22 protein-coding genes are annotated in these 21257 nt (G+C 49.3%); 13 read left to right on the top strand and 9 right to left on the bottom strand.

All coding sequences use genetic code 11. From position 1 onward, the window contains the following. Positions 1–2 precede the first annotated feature (2 nt). Complete coding sequence (gene rfaD, locus D8682_RS15145) at positions 3–935, bottom strand: ADP-glyceromanno-heptose 6-epimerase (RefSeq protein WP_121814615.1); 933 nt, start codon at positions 933–935, stop codon at positions 3–5. 219 nt (positions 936–1154) lie between these two features. Between rfaD and kbl the strand changes: the two genes are divergently transcribed. Both kbl and tdh read left to right on the top strand, forming a co-directional pair. Next, positions 1155–2351 (top strand): glycine C-acetyltransferase, encoded by a 1197-nt coding sequence (kbl, locus tag D8682_RS15140; RefSeq protein WP_121814614.1) that lies wholly within the window; start codon positions 1155–1157, stop codon positions 2349–2351. A 10-nt stretch (positions 2352–2361) separates the two neighbouring features. Further along, a complete protein-coding gene (gene tdh / locus D8682_RS15135) occupies positions 2362–3387 on the top strand; it encodes an L-threonine 3-dehydrogenase (protein ID WP_121814613.1) in 1026 nt (341 codons plus the stop codon). Between the two features lie 51 nt (positions 3388–3438). On the opposite strand, the gene D8682_RS15130 is transcribed toward tdh, so the two are convergent. Together D8682_RS15130 and D8682_RS15125 are read right to left on the bottom strand one after the other, a co-directional pair. Then, on the bottom strand, positions 3439–4359 hold the full coding sequence (locus D8682_RS15130) for a hypothetical protein (RefSeq protein ID WP_121814612.1): 921 nt from the start codon (positions 4357–4359) through the stop codon (positions 3439–3441). Next, the gene (locus tag D8682_RS15125) at positions 4352–5584 is read right to left on the bottom strand and encodes a glycosyltransferase (protein WP_121814611.1); all 1233 of its coding nucleotides are present in this window, start codon (positions 5582–5584) and stop codon (positions 4352–4354) included. The genes D8682_RS15130 and D8682_RS15125 overlap by 8 nt, the downstream gene beginning before the upstream one ends. A 186-nt stretch (positions 5585–5770) precedes the next feature. On the opposite strand from D8682_RS15125, the gene D8682_RS15120 reads away from it, so the two are divergent. Then, positions 5771–6580 carry a glycosyltransferase family 2 protein gene (locus tag D8682_RS15120; protein WP_121814610.1) on the top strand — a complete coding sequence of 270 codons (810 nt, stop codon included), beginning with the start codon at positions 5771–5773 and terminating at the stop codon, positions 6578–6580. Here D8682_RS15120 and D8682_RS15115 read toward each other — a convergent pair. Genes D8682_RS15115 through gpmM form a run of 3 tightly spaced genes read right to left on the bottom strand, consistent with a single transcriptional unit; the run spans position 6571 to position 10377 of the window. Beyond that, a complete protein-coding gene (locus D8682_RS15115) occupies positions 6571–7533 on the bottom strand; it encodes a divergent polysaccharide deacetylase family protein (protein ID WP_370090677.1) in 963 nt (320 codons plus the stop codon). The genes D8682_RS15120 and D8682_RS15115 overlap by 10 nt on opposite strands. A 3-nt stretch (positions 7534–7536) precedes the next feature. Next, positions 7537–8820 carry a murein hydrolase activator EnvC gene (gene envC / locus D8682_RS15110; protein WP_064541754.1) on the bottom strand — a complete coding sequence of 428 codons (1284 nt, stop codon included), beginning with the start codon at positions 8818–8820 and terminating at the stop codon, positions 7537–7539. Positions 8821–8829: 9 nt separating this feature from the next. Next, on the bottom strand, positions 8830–10377 hold the full coding sequence (gpmM, locus tag D8682_RS15105; protein WP_064541751.1) for a 2,3-bisphosphoglycerate-independent phosphoglycerate mutase: 1548 nt from the start codon (positions 10375–10377) through the stop codon (positions 8830–8832). Positions 10378–10622: 245 nt separating this feature from the next. Between gpmM and D8682_RS15100 the strand changes: the two genes are divergently transcribed. The 5 genes from D8682_RS15100 to cysE all read left to right on the top strand — a co-directional run bounded on the left by D8682_RS15100 (position 10623) and on the right by cysE (position 13798). After that, positions 10623–11054: a rhodanese-like domain-containing protein gene (locus tag D8682_RS15100; RefSeq protein ID WP_064541747.1), complete on the top strand. Its 432-nt coding sequence runs from the start codon at positions 10623–10625 to the stop codon at positions 11052–11054. A gap of 26 nt (positions 11055–11080) precedes the next feature. After that, on the top strand, positions 11081–11332 hold the full coding sequence (grxC, locus tag D8682_RS15095) for a glutaredoxin 3 (protein ID WP_064541744.1): 252 nt from the start codon (positions 11081–11083) through the stop codon (positions 11330–11332). Between the two features lie 60 nt (positions 11333–11392). After that, positions 11393–11866 carry a protein-export chaperone SecB gene (secB, locus tag D8682_RS15090; protein WP_034461441.1) on the top strand — a complete coding sequence of 158 codons (474 nt, stop codon included), beginning with the start codon at positions 11393–11395 and terminating at the stop codon, positions 11864–11866. Beyond that, the gene (gene gpsA / locus D8682_RS15085) at positions 11866–12885 is read left to right on the top strand and encodes an NAD(P)H-dependent glycerol-3-phosphate dehydrogenase (RefSeq protein ID WP_121814608.1); all 1020 of its coding nucleotides are present in this window, start codon (positions 11866–11868) and stop codon (positions 12883–12885) included. Before secB ends, gpsA begins: the two co-directional genes overlap by 1 nt. Before the next feature lie 91 nt (positions 12886–12976). Beyond that, on the top strand, positions 12977–13798 hold the full coding sequence (gene cysE / locus D8682_RS15080; RefSeq protein WP_064541738.1) for a serine O-acetyltransferase: 822 nt from the start codon (positions 12977–12979) through the stop codon (positions 13796–13798). Here cysE and trmL read toward each other — a convergent pair. The 3 genes from trmL to cpxR all read right to left on the bottom strand — a co-directional run bounded on the left by trmL (position 13795) and on the right by cpxR (position 16422). After that, positions 13795–14268 carry a tRNA (uridine(34)/cytosine(34)/5-carboxymethylaminomethyluridine(34)-2'-O)-methyltransferase TrmL gene (gene trmL / locus D8682_RS15075; protein ID WP_064515046.1) on the bottom strand — a complete coding sequence of 158 codons (474 nt, stop codon included), beginning with the start codon at positions 14266–14268 and terminating at the stop codon, positions 13795–13797. The genes cysE and trmL overlap by 4 nt on opposite strands. An 88-nt stretch (positions 14269–14356) precedes the next feature. Next, positions 14357–15727: an envelope stress sensor histidine kinase CpxA gene (cpxA, locus tag D8682_RS15070; protein ID WP_064541736.1), complete on the bottom strand. Its 1371-nt coding sequence runs from the start codon at positions 15725–15727 to the stop codon at positions 14357–14359. Beyond that, positions 15724–16422, bottom strand: a complete 699-nt coding sequence (gene cpxR, locus D8682_RS15065; RefSeq protein WP_034461436.1) for an envelope stress response regulator transcription factor CpxR — start codon at positions 16420–16422, stop codon at positions 15724–15726. The genes cpxA and cpxR overlap by 4 nt, the downstream gene beginning before the upstream one ends. A gap of 150 nt (positions 16423–16572) precedes the next feature. On the opposite strand from cpxR, the gene cpxP reads away from it, so the two are divergent. From cpxP to D8682_RS15040, 5 genes are all read left to right on the top strand, one after another. Beyond that, entirely contained in the window at positions 16573–17070 is a 498-nt protein-coding gene (cpxP, locus tag D8682_RS15060) for a cell-envelope stress modulator CpxP (protein WP_064541733.1), read from the top strand. Between the two features lie 124 nt (positions 17071–17194). Further along, positions 17195–18097, top strand: a complete 903-nt coding sequence (gene fieF / locus D8682_RS15055; protein ID WP_121814607.1) for a CDF family cation-efflux transporter FieF — start codon at positions 17195–17197, stop codon at positions 18095–18097. Positions 18098–18280: 183 nt separating this feature from the next. Further along, the gene (gene pfkA, locus D8682_RS15050) at positions 18281–19243 is read left to right on the top strand and encodes a 6-phosphofructokinase (protein ID WP_064541727.1); all 963 of its coding nucleotides are present in this window, start codon (positions 18281–18283) and stop codon (positions 19241–19243) included. A 152-nt stretch (positions 19244–19395) separates the two neighbouring features. Further along, positions 19396–20385, top strand: coding sequence for a sulfate ABC transporter substrate-binding protein (locus D8682_RS15045; RefSeq protein WP_064541724.1), 990 nt, complete (start codon positions 19396–19398; stop codon positions 20383–20385). Between the two features lie 93 nt (positions 20386–20478). Continuing rightward, entirely contained in the window at positions 20479–21237 is a 759-nt protein-coding gene (locus D8682_RS15040) for a CDP-diacylglycerol diphosphatase (protein ID WP_121815714.1), read from the top strand. Positions 21238–21257 lie beyond the last annotated feature (20 nt).

Genomic DNA, 21257 nt, shown 5'->3' with positions numbered 1-21257 from the left:
GCTTATGCGTCACGGTTCAGCCAGGCCATATATTCTGTTACGCCTTCGGCAACAGTTTTGAATGGCTTGTCGTAACCTGCGGCACGCAGATTGGTTAAGTCGGCCTGAGTAAACGCCTGATAGCGGCCTTTGAGTTTTTCCGGGAACGGAATGTACTCAATGCTGCCTTTTTTATGGAAAGCGAGAGCGGCATCAGCAATAGCCTGGAATGATTCTGCACGACCTGTACCGCAGTTATAAATACCGGATACGCCGTTTTGCCAGAACCACAGGTTCACTGCGGCGACATCGCCTACATAGATGAAGTCGCGTTTAAAGCTATCGCTACCTTCGAACAGTTTTGGATTTTCGCCGTTGTTCAACTGGGTATTCAGATGGAACGCAACGCTTGCCATGCTGCCTTTGTGCCCTTCGCGCGGCCCGTAGACGTTGAAGTAACGGAAACCAGTAATCTGTGAGCTTGCTTCAGGCAAGATTTGACGTACATATTCATCGAACAGGAATTTTGAATAACCGTAAACATTCAGAGGCTGCTCGAATTCACGTGACTCGATAAAATCGCTGTTGCGGCCACCGTAGGTTGCAGCGGATGAGGCATACAGGAACGGAATTTCGCGCTCCAGGCAGTAATGCAGAACTTCTTTTGAGTACTGATAGTTATTATCCATCATGTACTTACCGTCCCACTCGGTGGTGGAAGAGCATGCACCTTCATGGAAGATTGCTTCAATCTCGCCTAATTCTTCGCCGGCCATAATCTGGATTAAGAAGTCTTCTTTATCCATGTAATCGGCAATATTTAAATCCACAAGGTTAGCGAACTTAGTGCCATCCTTCAGATTGTCTACAACCAGGATATCCGTAAGACCGATATCATTCAGTGATTTGATGATGTTGCTGCCGATAAATCCGGCACCACCGGTGACAATGATCATAAGCGTAACCTTAACAAATTAGGGGGCAATGAGGCCCAATACCTCACGCGTTAATGACTCCTATCATACCATCACCCGAATTGTCTTTCCTAATAACCCGAATCTGGAAAGCACCTCGTGATTTATGCTGAAAATTCCAATTTCATTGAAACGTCATCTCGTCTCCTGGTATAGGTTTGGGTAATATGTTCCGAAATTAGCCATGCCTGGAGAATCACAATGCGCGGAGATTTTTACCAACAGTTAACATCCCAACTTGAAACCGCACGCGCGGAAGGGTTGTTTAAAGAAGAACGTATCATTACTTCAGCCCAGCAGGCTGATATCACTGTTGCTGATGGCAGCCACGTTATTAACTTCTGCGCCAATAACTACCTGGGGCTTGCTAACCACCCGCAACTGATTGATGCCGCGAAGCAGGGCATGGATAAACATGGTTTTGGGATGGCTTCTGTTCGGTTCATTTGTGGAACACAAGACAGCCACAAAGAGCTAGAAGGCAAGCTTGCCAGCTTCCTGGGAATGGAAGATGCGATTCTTTATTCTTCCTGCTTTGATGCCAACGGCGGTCTGTTTGAAACTCTCCTCGGACCAGAAGATGCGATTATTTCTGATGCGCTGAACCACGCTTCTATTATTGATGGTGTGCGTCTGTGTAAGGCTCAGCGTTATCGTTATGCCAACAACGACATGCAGGAACTTGAAACTCGCCTGAAAGAAGCGCGTGCGGCAGGTGCTCGCCATATCATGATCGCCACCGATGGTGTGTTCTCTATGGATGGTGTGATTGCTAACCTGAATGGGGTTTGCGATTTAGCCGATAAATATGACGCGCTGGTCATGGTTGATGATTCTCATGCGGTCGGTTTCGTGGGTGAAAACGGTCGTGGTACGCATGAATATTGCGATGTGATGGATCGTGTAGACATTATCACCGGCACGTTGGGCAAGGCTCTGGGCGGCGCTTCCGGTGGTTACACTGCGGGTCGTAAAGAAGTGATTGAGTGGCTGCGTCAGCGTTCTCGTCCTTATCTTTTCTCCAACTCTCTGGCTCCAGCTATTGTTTCTGCATCCATCAAAGTGTTGGAAATGCTGGATACTGGTGCTGAGATGCGCAATCGCTTATGGGCGAATGCCAGCCTGTTCCGCGAGAAAATGTCCGCGGCTGGTTTTATTTTGGCCGGTGCCGATCACGCCATCATCCCGGTGATGTTAGGCGAAGCGGTTGTGGCACAGAATTTTGCTCGTGAGCTGCAAAAAGAAGGCATTTATGTCACTGGGTTCTTCTACCCGGTAGTACCAAAAGGTCAGGCGCGTATCCGTACTCAGATGTCTGCGGCTCATACCACAGAGCAAATTGAACGTGCGGTTGACGCATTTACGCGTATCGGTAAACAGTTGGGCGTTATCGCCTGAGGGAGCGGTCATGAAAGCATTAGCGAAACTGAAAGCAGAAGAAGGCATCTGGATGACAGATGAGCCTAAGCCAGAAATGGGTCATAACGATCTGCTGATCAAAATCCGTAAAACTGCGATTTGCGGCACCGATGTGCATATCTATAACTGGGATGAATGGTCACAAAAGACTATTCCGGTTCCAATGGTTGTCGGTCATGAATATGTTGGTGAAGTGGTCGGCATCGGCCAGGAAGTTAAAGGTTTTAAAATTGGCGATCGTGTTTCCGGTGAAGGCCATATTACCTGTGGTCACTGTCGTAATTGCCGTGCGGGCCGTACGCACCTGTGCCGTAATACGACTGGCATCGGTGTAAACCGCCCTGGATGTTTTGCAGAATATTTAGTGCTGCCTGCTTTTAATGCTTTCAAAATCCCGGACAACATTTCTGACGATCTGGCTTCTATCTTTGACCCGTTCGGTAACGCTGTTCACACCGCGCTGTCATTCGATCTGGTTGGTGAAGATGTTCTGGTTTCTGGTGCCGGCCCGATTGGTATTATGGCGGCGGCTGTCGCTAAACATGTTGGTGCGCGTAATGTCGTGATCACCGATGTGAACGAATACCGTCTGGAGTTGGCGCGTGAAATGGGCGTGACCCGTGCGGTCAACGTCAGCAAAGAAAATCTGACCGACGTAATGAAAGAGTTGGGCATGACCGAAGGTTTTGATGTTGGTCTTGAGATGTCCGGTGCTCCACCGGCGTTCCGTACCATGCTCGATACTATGAACCACGGTGGTCGTATTGCGATGCTGGGTATTCCGCCATCAGATATGTCTATCGACTGGACGAAAGTCATCTTCAAAGGTTTGTTCATTAAAGGGATTTACGGGCGTGAGATGTTCGAAACCTGGTACAAAATGGCGGCACTGATCCAGTCTGGCCTGGATTTGTCACCGATTATCACTCACCGTTTTGGAATCGATGATTTCCAGAAAGGGTTTGATGCCATGCGTTCCGGGCAGTCTGGCAAAGTTATTCTTAGCTGGGATTAATTGCGCGACGATAAGTTAGAAAAGGCCGGGAAACCGGCCTTTTTCACATCTTTATTCGCTTGCGGTCTGCTTTTCTGCATCCGTCAGGTAACGCACTTTTCGCGTGTAATCTTGCCCTTTAAACAGCAATTCACTCTCTGGTGAGACAAGATACTTTTGCCATTCTGAAAGTGGGAAGCCGCCATGTGCACCGATGACTTCTTTTGGGATCACCGCCGGGGTACCACCGATGCGTTTTGAGACAGGCCAGTTCACCCAGTCACCTAAATTTACGGTTTTGAAATCCAGCAAGTCGAGAAGTGCAGCTAAAGGCAACTGATCTGTTGGGGGTTGCGAATCATCCATCAGTTCCCAGGTATCCTGGAACAGAGCCAACCAAAGTGGGCATAACCGGTGCCAGGTGCTGTGTGTTGCAGCAAGAAAGGCGCTATTTACGTGATCCTGGAGAGTGGGGCGAATCGTTCCTTGATAATAGGCTGGTGCTTTTCCTGCTGGAGCATTTGCCAGTTTAGCGATCATTTTCCCCTGGCGAAAACTGGAATACAGCGTGTTTTCTTCGACTTCAAGCTTCGGCATCTGCAAAAGATTAAGATCGGAATCAATGATCAACGAGCCTTCTGTGCTGGCATATAGCGGAGCCTGAATCTTTATCAGGCGGCTACGATAAATTTGTTTGAAGCGATAGCTGTCATCTCTTTCTGGAACGTTCAACGTAACAACCCGGGCTTTACCTGGCAAATCGGTAAAGGCACTGGCTGGTTGATCGGAGACGATGACAATTTCTTCAAGTTGCGGCGCGAAACGGTCAGCAAAAACCGCAGAAAGCGTACCTTCTTCAATATAATCTTTGCCAACGCATGGGATCACAACGGAGGTTACTGGGACGGTTTTAGCCCCGCTAACCGCCTGAGCCAAAGGAATATTATGTCGCGCCGTAATATGGCGATATTTTGGATTCAGAAATTTAAACATTTTCATTCCGGGTTGGTTTTACTGCGCCAAGTACGGCTTCGACACCGGCAACATAGTGCTCGATCGCATAATTATTAATCACGCGCCGCCAGGCCTGCTGAGTTAAGGCATCACGTAACGCGCTATCTTGCCACACTTGCTGAAGTTGTGAAGCGAGCTTAATGGTATCGCCATAAGGGTAGAGCAGGCCAGTGCGGCCTGAGTCGATTAACTCCGCAGTCCCCGTCACATTTGAACCGATAACTACCGTTTTAAGCAACATGGATTCGAGAATGACGCGCGGTAACCCTTCGCTTTTTGATGCAAGAATAAAGGCATCAAATGCGGCCAAATAATCCAGCGGGTTATTACGAAAGCCAGTAAAGATGACGCGATCGGCAAATCCGTAGTCAGCGGCCTGGCGCTTTAACTTTTCGCGATCGCTCCCTTCACCTACCAGGACAAATTTCCATTTTGCTTCGGGATGTTGCAGTTGAAAACGATGCAATGCTTCAAGCGTATGGTGGCAGGATTTTCTTGGAATCAACGACCCAATACTACCAAATAAAAATGTGCCATCTTCAATGCCTAGTGACCGACGTATTGCTATACCTGATGGGAGTGGCTGGTGAATATCAATGGCGTTTGGGACCGTAACACAGAGTGATTTCTTCACGCCATGATTGAGCAGCACACTCTCCACGCCATGAGAAACAGCAATCACGGCATCGCCGACACGGTTTACCACTCTGGTTATCGACTGACTCATCACCGGCTCAATGCGACAGTGTTGAACGACTGCAACATCAAGAGGCTCCGCTGCCAAATAACCTTCCAAATTGGAACCAGGCTGGTTATTCATGTACAGAATTTCGTAGCCATCTTTTTGCAATCGCTGGCGCAAAGCCGTGGCATTCGGTTTGATTCGCCATTGTTTATCAATATATGCCGTGATCTTTTTACGCCCAGACTTGCTGAAAAACAAAAATGCTCGCGCGACTTCTTTGCTGATTTTTGCCCAGCCAGGTTGTTTGCGTTGAGGAATGAAAATGACAGGAATCTGAATGCTGCTCAGCACGCTCTCAATGGTTTCACCTTCACCACGCGCATAGTTGTAGTAAAAGCAGCACGTGATATCAAACCGTTGGCGGTCAATACGTTTGAGCAGTTCCAACATACTATTGGTACCGCCTCCCCACTCTTTACCGTTATCCAGTAAGAGAATCTTATGCCGCTGTTGCGTCATCGTCGACCAGCTCCTGTAGCATTATTCAACGCGGCATTATAAAGGCAGTATTGAGTGATAACTAACGCTTTTGATGACTCTTTTACGGGAGGAATTAATAATATAAAAATTCGAATCCGGATTTCGAATTCGCAGCTACAATTATTCACCATGATATAATTGATTTTTTGTTATGGCATAATGGCTATGTTTAAAATATCAGTTTGTTTACTGACTTATAACTCTGCACGTCTGCTTCACGAAGTATTGCAGCCATTAATATCAATTGCAGATGAAATCATTATTGTGGATTCGGGGAGTAGTGATGAAACTATTAATATTTCTCGTGGTTATGGTATTGAACCTATATATCACCCATTTAACACGCACGGTGAACAAATGAACCATGCTACCGGGCTTGCGAGCCATGACTGGGTGTTATGTATGGATAGTGATGAAATTCTTGATGAGCAGACAACCGCTTTTATCCTTAAGCTCAAGCAGGGTGAAGAACCTGAACAAGGGCAGGCATGGCGTTTTTCGCGCTACTGGTTTGTACTCGGAGAACAGGTGCGAACCATTTATCCCATATCCTCACCGGACTTCCCGGTGCGTTTGTATAACCGTCGGCAGACGCGATTTAACGATCGTCCGGTAGATGATCAAGCTGAGGGGTTTATTAACTCATCTGTTATTCCTGGTTTTGTTCGCCATGATACCTTTTATACTATTCATGAGGTTTTCAATAAATTAAACACTTATACGACTCGCCTGGTCATAAATAAAAAAATCAAGCCCTCATTGCTGAGGGGCATAATAAGTGCCATCGGTGCATTTTTTAAATGGTATTTGTTCAGTGGGGCGTGGAGGAAAGGGCGAGTGGGGCTTGTTACAGGTTTGTATGCCACTTTCTATAGTTTTCTAAAATACTTCAAGGCCTGGTATTGGGACGGAAAATTAAACAGCAATACGTGCAGAGAAAATCCTTCCTCTGCACGCCCACAAAATCAGGATTGAGTAGCCTTTAACGATTTATCCCAGCCTTGCCACTGGTGTTGCATGTACTTCAACAACTGGCTTTGGCTGATGCTTTCGCCGATCACGCTAAAGAATGTCGTTGCATAGACGGGTTGCAAAGGTTGTTTAGGCTTACATAAATTCACACCTTTGAACGGATTACGCGGTTGTTCAGCTGGTTTGCCTGGCGCTACAGGACGCGTGTTATTTGGTCTTGAGGTATCCACCTGAGGCTCATTGAGCAAGCTGCTCGGGCGCACCAGCGTGATATCTGCCGGTAAGCTATAGACCATCTGTTGCAGAACACGCACGGTCGACGGATGAGGATGACCAATGGCAATCGCTGAGCCATTTCGACGGGCCAACTCCACCGCACGATTAAACTGAAAACGAATATCGGCTTCGTTTTGAGTGTCATCCAGGAACACTTTACGTTTGATCACTTTGACGTTAGTTCCGGCCGCCGCCCGCATCGACTGGCTATTTCCTATCGTCATACTGTCAAGAAAATAGAGATTGTATTGCCCTAATGCCTGCATCACTTTCTGCATGCCGAACAGGCTGGATGTCATCGCGCTACCCATATGGTTATTCAACCCCACGGCATAGGGAACATCATTGACAGCTTCGCGGATGATACGCTCGATTTCGCCGCTGCCCATATCCGGGCGCAGCGTGTCTTTTTCCAGCGGCTGTTTACTCAGGGGGGCCATCGGCAAATGAATCAGGACTTCATGCCCGGCATTATGCGCTTTAGTGGCCATTTCACGGGCGTGAGGAGCATTGGGTAAAACTGCGACGGAAATGTTGGCAGGCAGGGCGATAACTTTGTTTTCTTGCGCGGGGCGATAACCGAAGTCATCTATTACAATTGCCAGCTTTCCAGCGTAAACGGGGGTTGTCAGCATGAGTGTGCTGACGAGAGAGAAAAACACACGACGGAATTGAAGCAAAACTTATCTTCCCAACCACGGTTGTGGATTGACGGCCTGGCCCTGGCGACGAATTTCGAAATAAAGTGACGGGCGGCCCTGACCGCCACTGTTGCCTACCAGTGCAATAGCCTGGCCGGCGCGAACTTGTGTTCCAACATTAACCAGTGCGCTCTGGTTATAACCATACAAACTCATATCGCCTTTACCGTGTTCAACGACAACCACGAGGCCGTATCCCTGTAGCCAATCGGCAAGGATTACACGCCCATCAGCAATAGCTTTAACTTCAGTGCCTTCACCTGCGGAGATAACAATCCCTTTCCAACGTAGCTCACCTTGAAGCTGTTCGCCATAGCGATGCAGGATTGAACCGCGAACCGGCCAGAAGGCTTGTCCACGCGGTGCACCCAGGCCACCAGTGCGCGAGATCAAAGAACGTTCGCTTTCTGTTGGTTTATAGGTACTGCCTTTGCTGGTTGCTTCCTTTTGGCGAGTTTTAACTTGCTCAGCTTCACGGGCTTCTTTTTCCGCTCTCGCTTTGGCAGCGGCTTCTGCACGGGCAATTTGCCCCTGAAGGCGCGCCTGGTTCTGGCGCATTTCGCTCAGCTTCTGCTGATCTTGTTGCAAAGAGGATTCGAGAGTGGAGAGCGTTTTTTTACGTTCGTTACGCGCACCTTCAAGCTTGCTTTGTTGAGCTTGCTGTTCGTAAAGCAGCGTCTGTTGTTCGGTTTGCTTAGACTCCAGACTGGCTTTTTGCTCATCAACTTCCGCTTTAGTCTGCTTAAGCTGTTCAATAGTTTCCTGACGCGCGGCGTTCAGGTAGCCGAAGTATGCCTGCAAGCGTTGCCCGCGCTGGCTTTCTTCACCGCTTAAAATCAGCTGGATGCCAGTATGTTGCCCCTGGCGGAATGCGGCGTCGAGTTGAGCGGCCAGATTACGTTCCTGCGATGCCTGCTGTTTTTGCAGTTTCGCGAGGGAAGCATTCATGGTGGCAATTTGGCGATTCAGATCGGCAAGCGTGTTTTGCGTTTCGCGCAGTTTGCGGCTGGCTTCGGCAATCGCTTTTTCTTGTGCCTGGAGTTGAGCAAGCAAGGCGGAACGTTGCTGCTGTTGCTGGCGTACCGCGCGTTCTTTCGTTGCAATATCCTGCTGGATAGATTTCAAATCGGCGCGATCGTCTGCATGGCTGGGAAACGGGCATAACAATACGCCAGCGCTTAGAACGCTGGCGTAGATCATAGGCCTGACTGAAAACGCTTTCGGTTTCACGGCCCATGTTATTGAAAAAATCGCCTTTCCCCTCATGGGGAGGGATTATTCCACGATGAACAGCGGCTTGCCAGTCATCTCTTGCGGGATTTCCATGCCCATGAGGTTCAACATAGTTGGTGCGATATCAGAAAGCTTGCCGCCTTCAACCGCTTTCACACTACGGGAACCTACATAAATCAATGGAACTGGCAGGCTGGTATGCGCGGTATGCGCCTGACCCGTTGCCGGGTCAGCCATCTGTTCTGCATTACCGTGGTCAGCGGTGATCAGCAACTGCCCACCCACGTTTTCTACTGCAGAAACCACCTGAGCAATACAGTTATCCAGTGCTTCGATTGCAGCAACAGCCGCTTCGAAAACGCCGGTATGCCCGACCATGTCACCATTTGGATAGTTACAAATGATGGTGTCGTATTTGCCGCTGTTGATAGCTGCCAGCAGTTTTTCAGTCAATTCTACTGAACTCATTTCTGGTTGCAGATCGTAAGTAGCAACTTTCGGGGAGTTGATCAGAATACGGTCTTCGCCAGCAAACGGTTCTTCAACGCCGCCGTTATAGAAGAAGGTAACGTGAGCATATTTTTCAGTTTCGGAGATACGTAACTGAGTTTTGTCGTGCTTCGCCATCCACTCACCAAAGGTATTGGTCAGTGACGCTGGTGGGTAAGCGCAAGCGGCTTTAATATCTGCTGCGTATTCAGTCAGCATCACGAAATCACCGAAGTTAACCACTTTCTTACGGGCAAAACCGTCGAAGTCAGCGTTAACAAAAGTACGGGTGATTTGACGCGCGCGGTCTGCACGGAAGTTCATGAAGATCAGCGCGTCGCCGTCGTTCATGGCAGCGTCAGCTTCGCCTTCTGCACGAATCACAGTTGGTTTAACGAATTCATCGTTTTCATCACGAGCATATGCAGCTTCCAGACCCGCAACAGCGGTTTCTGCCTGGTATTCGCCTTTAGCCTGAGTCAGCAGATCGTAAGCCAGTTCAACGCGATCCCAGCGGTTATCGCGGTCCATTGCGTAGTAACGGCCAATCAGCGAAGCAACGCGTCCTTTGCCCAGTGCAGCAAACTTATCGGCAAATTTCTTCAGAGAAGATTCTGCGCTGCGTGGCGGTGTATCGCGGCCATCAAGGAACGCGTGCAGGTAAATGGCTTCAGCACCTCGTTCAGCGGCCAGTTCAATCATCGCCAGAATGTGTTCTTCGTGGCTGTGAACGCCACCGGCGGATGCCAGGCCCATGATGTGCACTGCTTTGCCAGCAGCAACTGCTTTGTCTACAGCTGCAGTCAGCGTTGGGTTAGCGAAGAAAGTACGTTCTTTAATTTCAACGTCCAGACGAGTCAGATCCTGGTAAACGATGCGGCCAGCACCAAGGTTTACGTGACCGACTTCGGAGTTACCCATTTGGCCATCTGGCAGACCGACTTCCATACCGGATGCGTTGATTAAAGTATGTGGACGCTGTGCCCACAGGTTATCCATAACCGGGGTTTTAGCATTCAGAATAGCGTTGTCCTGCTGCTCTTCGCGGTGACCATAGCCATCCAGAATCACCAGAACCATAGGTTTTTTAGTAACTGACATTGCGATAACCTCTAAGTCAAAGACAAAATTTGCGTAATTTTACTACAGGCCACGGGGTAAATAGCCGCAGAAGATCAAAGAAACGGGTTGGATTGTGATCGGTTTTACGTCGTTAAGGTAATTTTTTTCGTAACAGTCCGCAGAATCAACATAACCTAACGCAGACTGGCTGTATTTGGCACAACGCAAATGTATACTCCTCACTTGGTTTTTTCATATTACTTAGTCGGGAGCTACACCCCCCCATGCAAGAAATTATGCAATTCATTGGTCGTCATCCCATACTTAGTTTGGCGTGGGTTGGCTTGTTTGCCGCCGTACTTTTCATGACTTTTAAAGGTTTGACCTCTAAGGTTAAGGTGATCACCCGTGGTGAAGCGACACGCCTCATCAACAAAGAAGATGCCGTTGTTGTTGATGTGCGTTCTCGTGATGATTACCGCAAGGGCCATATTGCTAACTCACTGAATGTACTGCCAGCTGATATTAAAAGTGGTAACTTCGGTGAGCTGGAAAAACATAAATCACAGCCTGTAATCGTGGTTTGTGGCAATGGCGTTTCCTCTCAAGATTCAGCCGCACTGCTGACAAAAGCCGGTTTCGAAAAAGTGACCTTACTGAAAGAAGGGATTGCTGGCTGGAGCGGGGAAAACCTGCCATTAGTTCGCGGTAAATAAATTGATACGCACACTGGGGTAAAACCATGGCGAATATTGAAATCTACACTAAAGCAACCTGTCCGTTTTGCCATCGTGCAAAAGACCTCTTGCAAAGCAAAGGGGTCGAGTTTCAGGAGTTAGCGATTGATGGCGACGCTGTTAAGCGCGAAGAGATGATTAAACGCAGTGGGCGAACCACAGTGCCGCAGATTTTTATTGATGCACAGCACATTGGTGGTTGCGATGACTTGTATGCGCTTGATGCTCGTGGTGGACTCGATCCCCTGCTGCGCTAGAGCAGCTCCTTTGTCGCTTACTGTCGTTTAAGGACGTATTAATTTTTTAAGGGTTTAACAATGTCAGAACAAAACAACACAGAAATGGCTTTCCAGATTCAGCGTGTCTACACCAAGGACATCTCTTTCGAAGCACCAAATGCACCACACGTTTTCCAGAAAGACTGGCAGCCAGAAGTGAAGCTGGATCTTGATACCGCTTCCAGCCAACTGGCAGACGACGTTTATGAAGTTGTGTTGCGTGTAACCGTGACCGCAACACTGGGCGAAGATACTGCATTCCTGTGTGAAGTTCAGCAGGCTGGTATCTTCTCCATCGGTGGGATCGAAGGTCCGCAGATGGCACATTGCCTGGGTGCATACTGCCCGAACATTCTGTTCCCTTATGCACGTGAAGCAATCACTAGCCTGGTTTCTCGTGGTACCTTCCCGCAGTTGAACCTTGCACCGGTTAATTTCGATGCGCTGTTCATGAGCTATCTGCAGCAGCAATCTGGCGAAGGCGAAGGTGCTGAAAACCATCAGGATGCCTGATGAACAGCCTTAATGCTTCAATGACTGTGATCGGTGCCGGTTCGTACGGCACCGCTCTTGCCATCACTCTGGCGCGTAATGGCCACCACGTTGTATTGTGGGGCCATGACCCTAAACACCTTGCTGTATTGCAGGCCGATCGCTGTAATGCGGCGTTTCTTCCGGACGTTCCTTTCCCTGACACACTTCACCTTGAAAGCGATTTAGCGAAAGCATTATCTGCCAGCCGTAATATTCTGGTCGTAGTGCCGAGCCACGTCTTTGGCGAAGTTCTGCGCCAAATCAAACCGCTTATGCGCAAAGACGCGCGTATCGTTTGGGCGACTAAAGGGCTGGAAGCGGAAACCGGACGCCTGTTGCAAGACGTTGCGCGTGAAGCTCTCGGTGACGAAATCCCATTAGCGGTGATTTCCGGCCCGACGTTTGCCAAAGAGCTGGCTGCGGGTTTGCCGACGGCAATTGCACTGGCGGCAACCGACGAAACCTTTGCTCAGGATCTCCAGCAATTGCTGCACTGCGGCAAGAGCTTCCGTGTCTACAGCAACCCTGATTTCATCGGCGTGCAGTTGGGTGGCGCGGTGAAAAACGTGATTGCGATTGGCGCGGGAATGTCTGACGGTATTGGCTTCGGTGCGAATGCTCGTACCGCGTTGATTACTCGTGGTCTTGCGGAAATGACGCGTCTTGGTACCGCTTTAGGCGCTGACCCTGAAACTTTCATGGGAATGGCTGGCTTAGGCGACCTGGTACTGACGTGTACCGATAACCAATCACGTAACCGTCGCTTTGGCATGGCGCTGGGGCAGGGTGCCGATGTTGACTCTGCGCAGCAGAAAATCGGCCAGGTGGTTGAAGGTTATCGCAATACCAAAGAAGTGCGGGAATTGGCGGCGCGTTTTGGCGTCGAAATGCCAATAACCGAGGAAATTTATCAGGTATTGTATTGCGGAAAAAACGCTCGCGAGGCAGCATTAACGTTGCTTGGTCGTACACGCAAGGATGAACGGAGCGGCAACTAGTTCAGTTGCAATTGATGGAACAACATAACCGCAATAACTGAAGCGTTCCGGTACTTTGTGCCGGGCGCTGTTTTTCTATCTGGAGAGTGCAATGTCGTCTGAAGAACTGGATCTGGTGTGGAACAACATTAAAGCCGAAGCACGAGCGCTTGCCGATTGTGAACCGATGTTGGCCAGTTTTTACCACGCAACTCTCCTCAAGCATGAAAACCTCGGCAGCGCGCTGAGCTATATGCTCGCCAACAAGCTAGCCTCGCCGATTATGCCTGCTATCGCCATTCGTGAAGTTGTCGAAGAAGCTTACGCGGCGGAACCACAAATGATTGCTTCAGCCGCTTGTGACATTCAGGCTGTGCGCACTCGTGACCCGGCAGTGGATAAATACTCCACCCCGCTGTTATATCTGAAAGGCTTTCATGCTCTGCAATCCTATCGAATCGGCCACTGGCTGTGGAAAGAAGGGCGGCGGGCGTTAGCGATTTTCCTGCAAAACCAGGTTTCAGTCTCATTCCAGGTGGATATTCACCCGGCAGCCCAAATTGGTTGTGGGATCATGCTCGATCACGCAACTGGTATTGTGATCGGTGAAACGGCTATCGTTGAAAACGACGTGTCGATTTTGCAGTCTGTAACGCTTGGTGGTACTGGCAAAACCAGCGGCGATCGCCACCCGAAAATTCGTGAAGGTGTGATGATTGGTGCCGGGGCGAAAATCCTCGGCAACATTGAAATTGGGCGCGGTGCGAAAATTGGTGCAGGTTCAGTGGTGTTACAACCCGTTCCGCCTCATACCACGGCAGCTGGCGTTCCGGCGCGAATTGTCGGCAAGCCTGAAAGCGATATGCCAGCCATCGATATGGATCAGCACTTTAACGGTGCTAACAACGGCTTCGAGTACGGCGACGGAATCTAGCTTCTCAGAACGGCGCCGGGGTACCCAAGCTGGCGCCACGCTTCATATACCACCACCGATACTGCGTTCGACAAATTCATGCTGCGGCTGTCCGGCATCATTGGAATACGGATTTTTTGCTCAGCAGGCAAAGCATCAAGAATCGTTGCTGGCAGGCCACGTGTTTCCGGGCCAAACACCAAATAATCCCCATCCTGATAGCTCACTGCGCTGTGCGCAGGCGTTCCCTTTGTGGTCAGCGCAAAGATTCGCTGCGGGTTTTCAGCCGCCAAAAATGCATCGTAGTTATGATGGCGATTCACGGCTGCGAACTCATGATAATCCAGACCTGCACGGCGCAGGCGCTTATCATCCCAGCCAAAACCTGTTGGCTCGATGATGTGCAACCGGAAGCCGGTATTGGCGCATAAACGGATAATATTCCCGGTATTGGGTGGGATTTCTGGTTCAAACAAAACGATATTTAGCATACTGCCCCCATAAGACCTGGCGCGCAGAATATCAATTTATGGCAGGAAGGAAAACAGGCCCGAAGGACCTGTTCTTTATGGCGAAAAATTAACGATGATAAAGCGGCAGCCAAAGCACTAACCGCAATCCGCCCAACGGGCTGTCATCGGCTTTCACCCAACCACGATGTTGCTGAACAGCAGTTTCAACAATCGCTAACCCCAACCCAGTCCCGCCAGATTCACGATCGCGCGCTTCGTCTGTACGATAGAAAGGACGGAATATTTGCTCACGATCATCTGGGCTGACGCCTGGGCCATCATCATCGACGGTGATAGTAATACCTTGATTATCAACGGAGAAATTGACGGCAATTTTTGTGTGCGAATAGCGTAATGCGTTACGGACAATATTTTCCAGCGCACTTTCCAGTGAGTTGGGATTACCGTACATCAACCATGGACCTGGTGGATAAGTCACCTCCAGCGATTTGCCCATTTGTTCAGCTTCGAAGGCGGCGTTATCCAGCACTTCTGACCAAATTTGATTGGCTTTCATGGTTTCGCTCGCCAGCGCATTTTTTTGCTGGTTGCGGGACATCACCAACAGGTCGTTGATCATACCGTCCAGACGCTGAGCTTCCGTTTCAATGCGCTCCAGTTCCTTGCTTTCACCTGTTTTACGGCGCAGCAACGCTGTGCCTAATTGCAAACGAGTGAGCGGAGTACGCAGTTCATGCGAAATGTCAGACAACAGCCTTTGCTGGGTTGTCATCATCCTTTCCAGCGCGGTAATCATCTGGTTAAAACTGGCACCGGCTGCGAGGAATTCTTGCGGCCCGGATTCGAGTTCAGGGTGCTGACGCAAATTCCCCTGAGCCACTTCATCAGCAGCATTTTTCAACTTACGCGCCGGTTTTGCCAGGCTCCACGCCAGCCATAACAGCAGCGGTGAACTGACCAGCATCGTGACAATGAGTAACAGTAAAGGTCTATCAAACAGCAGGTTAATAAAATCAGATTGGGAATTACTTGCAGGGCGGATCAGGTAAAGTTGGTAATTATCTTCACCATCGCGTACCGAAAACGGCCCCACTAATTCAACGCGGCCATACTTTTTCTTTTGCGGATGATCGGAGTTATCAGACTGGCCGATAAAGTTACGAATAATCTGCATTTCATTGCGCTGGGCGCCAATAACTCGCCCTTCGCTGGTCACGAGTAACAAACGCTGTCCCGGTGGTGCCCATTTATCAATGGCCCGGAACAAACGACGCCACCACATCAGGTCGTTTGGTGGATCGTTTTCAAGTTCCGCTTCGACATGCTGTTCAATCATGATGCCTTGACGTTGCTCATTCTCCATCAATTCGGTCATTTGACGCGAATCCAGTTTAGGCAGCATCAGCACTAGCATCAGCACTAACGCCAGCGTCAACCAGAAGATGGCAAAAATACGCGCGGTAAGGCTACTTATCATGAAGCAGACACCATCAGGTAGCCGCGGCCACGTAATGTTTTAAACCACGGATGACCATCTTTACGGTCCGGCAACTTACGACGCAAATTGGAAATATGCATGTCGATTGCACGGTCGAAAGGTGTCAGGCGTTTGCCCAGAACTTCCTGGCTTAAGTGTTCGCGTGAAACCACCTGTCCCAAATGCTGAGCCAACAAATAGAGCAGGGTGAATTCAGTGCCGGTCAAATCAAGCGCTTGCCCATCAAAGCTTGCTTCCTGGCGACCAGGATTCAGGCTCAAACCGTCCACTTCGACCGTCGGAGAACCGCTGTCGCTGTTTTGTTGCTGCTCACTCCAATGTGAACGACGCAAAATAGCGCGTATACGGGCCACCAGTTCACGATCGTTGAATGGTTTAGGTAGATAGTCATCTGCACCCAGTTCAAGGCCGAGAACACGATCTAGCTCACTTCCTCGTGCTGTTAGCATAATGACTGGAGTCTGGTGTGACTGGCGCAACTCTTTCAAAGTATCAATGCCATTTTTCTTTGGCATCATTACGTCGAGCAATAAAAGGTCAATGGTGTCATCAAGAAGCTCCAACGCTTGTTCGCCATCATGGGCGACAATTACGTTAAAACCTTCCATGTCGAGCAGTTCCTTCAACAGGGAAGTAAGCTCTCGGTCATCATCAACTAGCAGAATTTTATTCATTGTTAAATTACCTCCGAGGCAGAAATTACGTCATCAAGGCGCGCTAATCTATGACTTTACGTTGTTTTACACCCCCTGACGCTAGTTTGCAGCGGGAATCGTAGACTGAATCTCGTTGAATCGCAGCACAGATGATTTCAGGAGCAAGTGATGCGCAATGTTACCGCTGCCGTCATGGCCTCTACATTGACTCTGATTACCCTGTCCAGTCAGGCAAGCGATAACTGGTACCAAGGCGGTGAAGGCTTAGTTAAGCGAAATAACCTTCAGAGCCATATGTTCGAAGGGATAAACCTGACCGAACAACAGCGCCAACAAATGCGCGATCTAATGCACCGGGCACGGCATGATAGCCCACCCGTGAATGTAAGCGAAATGGAGACCATGCATAATCTGGTCATCGCTGAAAATTTTGATGAAACGGCAGTGCGTGCCCAGGCTGAAAAAATGGCACAAGAACAAGTGGCTCGCCAGGTTGAAATGGCGAAAGTACGCAACCAAATGTACCGCTTGTTAAGCCCTGAACAGCAGGCCGTTTTAAACGACAAACACCAACAGCGCATGGATCAATTTCGTGAACTGGCGGATCTGCAACAGAAGTCTTCGTTGCAGGCACTGAGTAGTAGCAGTAAGCGTAGTAACCAGTAACAAACCCTGTTTTCCTTGCCATAGACACCATCCCTGTCTTCCCCGCCTTAACCGGCGGGTTTTTTTTGCCTGATGGTTCAGATGAATCCGCTATACTAGCCAGCAATCATTTGCTGGAGCCCCTATGAATCAACAATATGGGAAGCTGGTTAGCCGCGCAGCAATTGCTGCGACGGTAATGGCCTCACTGTTACTTTTGATTAAGATTTTCGCCTGGTGGTACACCGGTTCGGTCAGTATTCTGGCTGCATTGGTCGATTCGCTAGTGGACATTGCCGCGTCGCTAACTAACCTTCTTGTCGTACGTTATTCTCTACAACCCGCAGATGAAGAACACACCTTTGGTCATGGCAAAGCGGAATCGCTGGCAGCACTGGCACAAAGTATGTTTATTTCCGGTTCTGCACTGTTCCTGTTTTTGACTGGCATTCAGCATTTAGCTGAACCGTCACCAATGAAGCAGCCTTTAGTGGGTGTGGTGGTTACGGTCATTGCGTTGTTCAGCACGTTAATTCTGGTGACTTTTCAGCGCTGGGTGGTGCGGAAAACGCAAAGTCAGGCAGTTCGAGCAGATATGCTTCATTATCAGTCTGATGTTATGATGAATGGAGCAATTCTTGTTGCTCTTGCGTTGTCCTGGTATGGCTGGCATCGCGCAGATTCAATATTTGCGTTAGGGATTGGCGTCTATATTTTGTATAGCGCACTGCGCATGGGTTATGAAGCTGTGCAATCTCTTTTAGATCGTGCTTTACCAGATGATGAGCGACAGGTAATTATTGAGATCATCAATTCATGGCCCGGCGTTAAAGGGGCGCATGATCTACGAACGCGGCAGTCAGGGCCGACCCGCTTTATTCAAGTCCATATCGAAATGGAAGACAACCTGCCACTGGTTCAGGCGCATGTGATTGCCGACCAGGTTGAACAGGCGATTTTGCGTCGTTTCCCTGGGTCAGATGTGATTATTCACCAGGACCCCTGCTCGGTTGTCCCGACGCAGCAGCAAGGGCATTTTGAGCTTTAATATTTCGTTGTAAAGTCAGACAGAGTCGATATTTTTTGGATAGAATACCGATAAATGGCCTGACCTGAATCAATTCAGCAAGAAGCGGTTGTTATACTATTTGTAGCAGAGTCGATGCCTCGGCATGCCGAAGGCCGTTTCCGGCAACAGGATTAATTTGCATTCAAAAGTTCAGAGGTAGTCATGATCAAAAAAATTGGTGTGTTGACGAGTGGCGGTGATGCTCCGGGCATGAACGCTGCGATTCGTGGTGTGGTGCGGGCGGCATTGTCGGAAGGTCTGGAAGTCGCGGGCATTTATGATGGCTATCTGGGATTGTATGAAGACCGCATGGTTAACCTGGACCGATACAGCGTGTCCGATATGATCAACCGTGGCGGTACTTTCCTGGGCTCAGCTCGTTTCCCGGAATTCCGGGACGAGAAAGTCCGTGAAGTGGCTATCGAGAATTTGAAAAATCGCGGTATTGATGCACTGGTTGTTATCGGCGGTGATGGTTCCTATATGGGTGCTAAGCGCCTGACCGAAATGGGTTTCCCATGCATCGGCCTGCCAGGTACCATTGATAACGATATCAAAGGCACCGATTACACTATCGGTTTCTTCACCGCTCTGGAAACAGTCGTGGAAGCAATCGACCGCCTGCGTGACACCTCTTCCTCCCACCAGCGTATTTCTATCGTGGAAGTGATGGGCCGTTACTGTGGCGATCTGACCTTAGCTGCGTCCATCGCTGGTGGCTGTGAGTTTGTTGTCTTGCCAGAAGTTGAGTTTAATCGCGAAGACCTGGTTGAAGAAATCAAAGCGGGTATCGCTAAAGGTAAAAAGCACGCTATCGTGGCTATCACTGAGCACATCTGTGACATCGACGAATTGGCCCGATATATCGAGACGGAAACCAAACGCGAAACCCGCGCAACGGTTCTGGGCCACATTCAGCGTGGTGGTTCACCGGTTGCTTACGATCGCATTCTGGCTTCCCGCATGGGCGCTTACTCCATCGAACTGCTGCTGCAAGGCCACGGCGGTCGTTGCGTAGGCATTCAGAATGAGAAACTGGTTCACCATGACATCATCGACGCTATCGAAAACATGAAGCGTCCGTTCAAAGGTGACTGGCTGGATTGCGCTAAGAAACTGTACTAATTCACTTTCTGTGAAAATTGAAGCCGGGGAAACCCGGCTTTTTGTTGTTTGTTATATGCTCAATAGTTATAGCAAATCTTTTTTTATTCTTTAATGAATGGATAACTTTCTGGCACGCTGCTTTTATCAAATCTGATTAAAGAGAGCGAAAAATGAATAAGTGGGGAGTTGGACTTACATTACTGTTGGCGTCTGGCAGTGTGCTGGCGAAAGATATTCAGTTACTTAATGTCTCTTATGATCCCACTCGCGAACTTTATGACGAGTACAACAAAGCCTTCAGCGCTCACTGGAAGCAACAAACCGGCGACAACGTAGTTATTCGGCAGTCTCATGGTGGTTCTGGCAAACAAGCGACCTCTGTTATCAACGGCATTGAGGCTGATGTGGTGACCCTGGCGTTGGCATACGATGTGGATGCGATTGCTGAGCGTGGCCGTATCGACAAAAACTGGATCAAACGCCTGCCAGAAAACTCTGCGCCTTACACTTCGACCATCGTTTTCCTGGTGCGTAAAGGCAACCCGAAACAAATTCATGACTGGAATGACCTGATTAAACCAGGCGTTTCTGTTATCACTCCGAATCCAAAAAGCTCTGGCGGAGCGCGCTGGAACTATCTGGCGGCCTGGGGTTATGCCCTACATCACAACAACAACGATCAAGCCAAAGCTCAGGATTTCGTGAAGGCGTTGTATAAGAACGTTGAAGTGTTGGATTCCGGCGCTCGTGGTTCAACCAGTACTTTCGTTGAGCGTGGAATCGGCGACGTGTTGATTGCCTGGGAAAACGAAGCGTTACTGGCAACCAACGAATTGGGCAAAGACAAGTTTGAGGTTGTCACGCCAAGTGAATCTATTCTCGCCGAACCTACCGTATCGGTGGTGGATAAAGTCGTCGACAAGAAAGGGACTCGGGAAGTCTCAGAAGCTTACCTGAAATACCTCTACTCGCCAGAAGGCCAGGAGATTGCGGCGAAAAACCACTATCGCCCACGTGACGCCGCAGTCGCGAAGAAGTATGAGAATGCCTTCCCGAAAATTAAATTGTTCACTATTGATGAAGAGTTTGGCGGCTGGACAAAAGCGCAGAAAGAACACTTCTCGAACGGTGGAACCTTCGACCAAATTAGTCAGCGTTAATCGTATTCACGGCCCTGAAAAGGGCCGTTTTGCTTTTGGGATTTCAGAGTTTGCGTTACGCTGAGCGACCCTCTTATGGTTTCTGAGGTTTCAATGCAGTGGTGTCGACGCAAGTTAGTTCTCCTTCTCCTGTTGTTGGCCATTGCTGTGGTGATCGGCTTCAGTCTCCGGCAATACCTGCATCATCCTGATGCGCTGTGGCGTATTGTCAGCCAGCAATGTGTTCCCAATCAGCGTGACAATCAGAACCCTGAGCCATGTGCCAAAGTGGATTTGCCGTCGGGATACGTGCTGCTAAAAGATATCAATGGCCCGCTGCAATATCTGCTGTTGCCAACAGCAAAAATAAGCGGCATGGAAAGCCCGGAATTGTTGCAGCCAAAAACTGCTAATTTCTTCTGGCTAGCCTGGCAACAGCGCACTATTTTGAGTCTGCGCCGGGGATCTCAGATTCCTGACGATATTATTTCACTCACTATTAACTCTGCGACAGGTCGCTCGCAAAATCAGCTTCATATCCACATTTCTTGTTTACGCGCTGATGTGCGCGGGGAATTGGATCGGTATGCGAAAACGTTAAATAACGAATGGCAGGCGTTCACGGTAGATCTGGCTGGAAACTCATACATCGCCAGAAAAGTCGGCGCAGCTGAATTTTCACAACGTAGCCCATTCATGATGTTGGCGACTCAGGTTCCACAGGCTCGGGAGCATATGGGGCGTTATAGTCTGGCGATGGCTAAACTGGCCGATGGGGAATGGGTAGCGTTGGCGACGGAGCGGAATTTACTGCGTTTGAATCTGGCTTCTTCTGAGCAACTACAAGATCACGATTGTGGGTTACTGAAATAAAAAAGCCCTGCCATTGCTGG

The sequence above is a fragment of the Buttiauxella sp. 3AFRM03 genome, from assembly GCF_003675305.1.
Classification (GTDB): domain Bacteria; phylum Pseudomonadota; class Gammaproteobacteria; order Enterobacterales; family Enterobacteriaceae; genus Buttiauxella; species Buttiauxella ferragutiae.
Note: the sequence above shows the minus strand (reverse complement) of the source record. Positions and strands in the feature narration are given on the sequence as shown.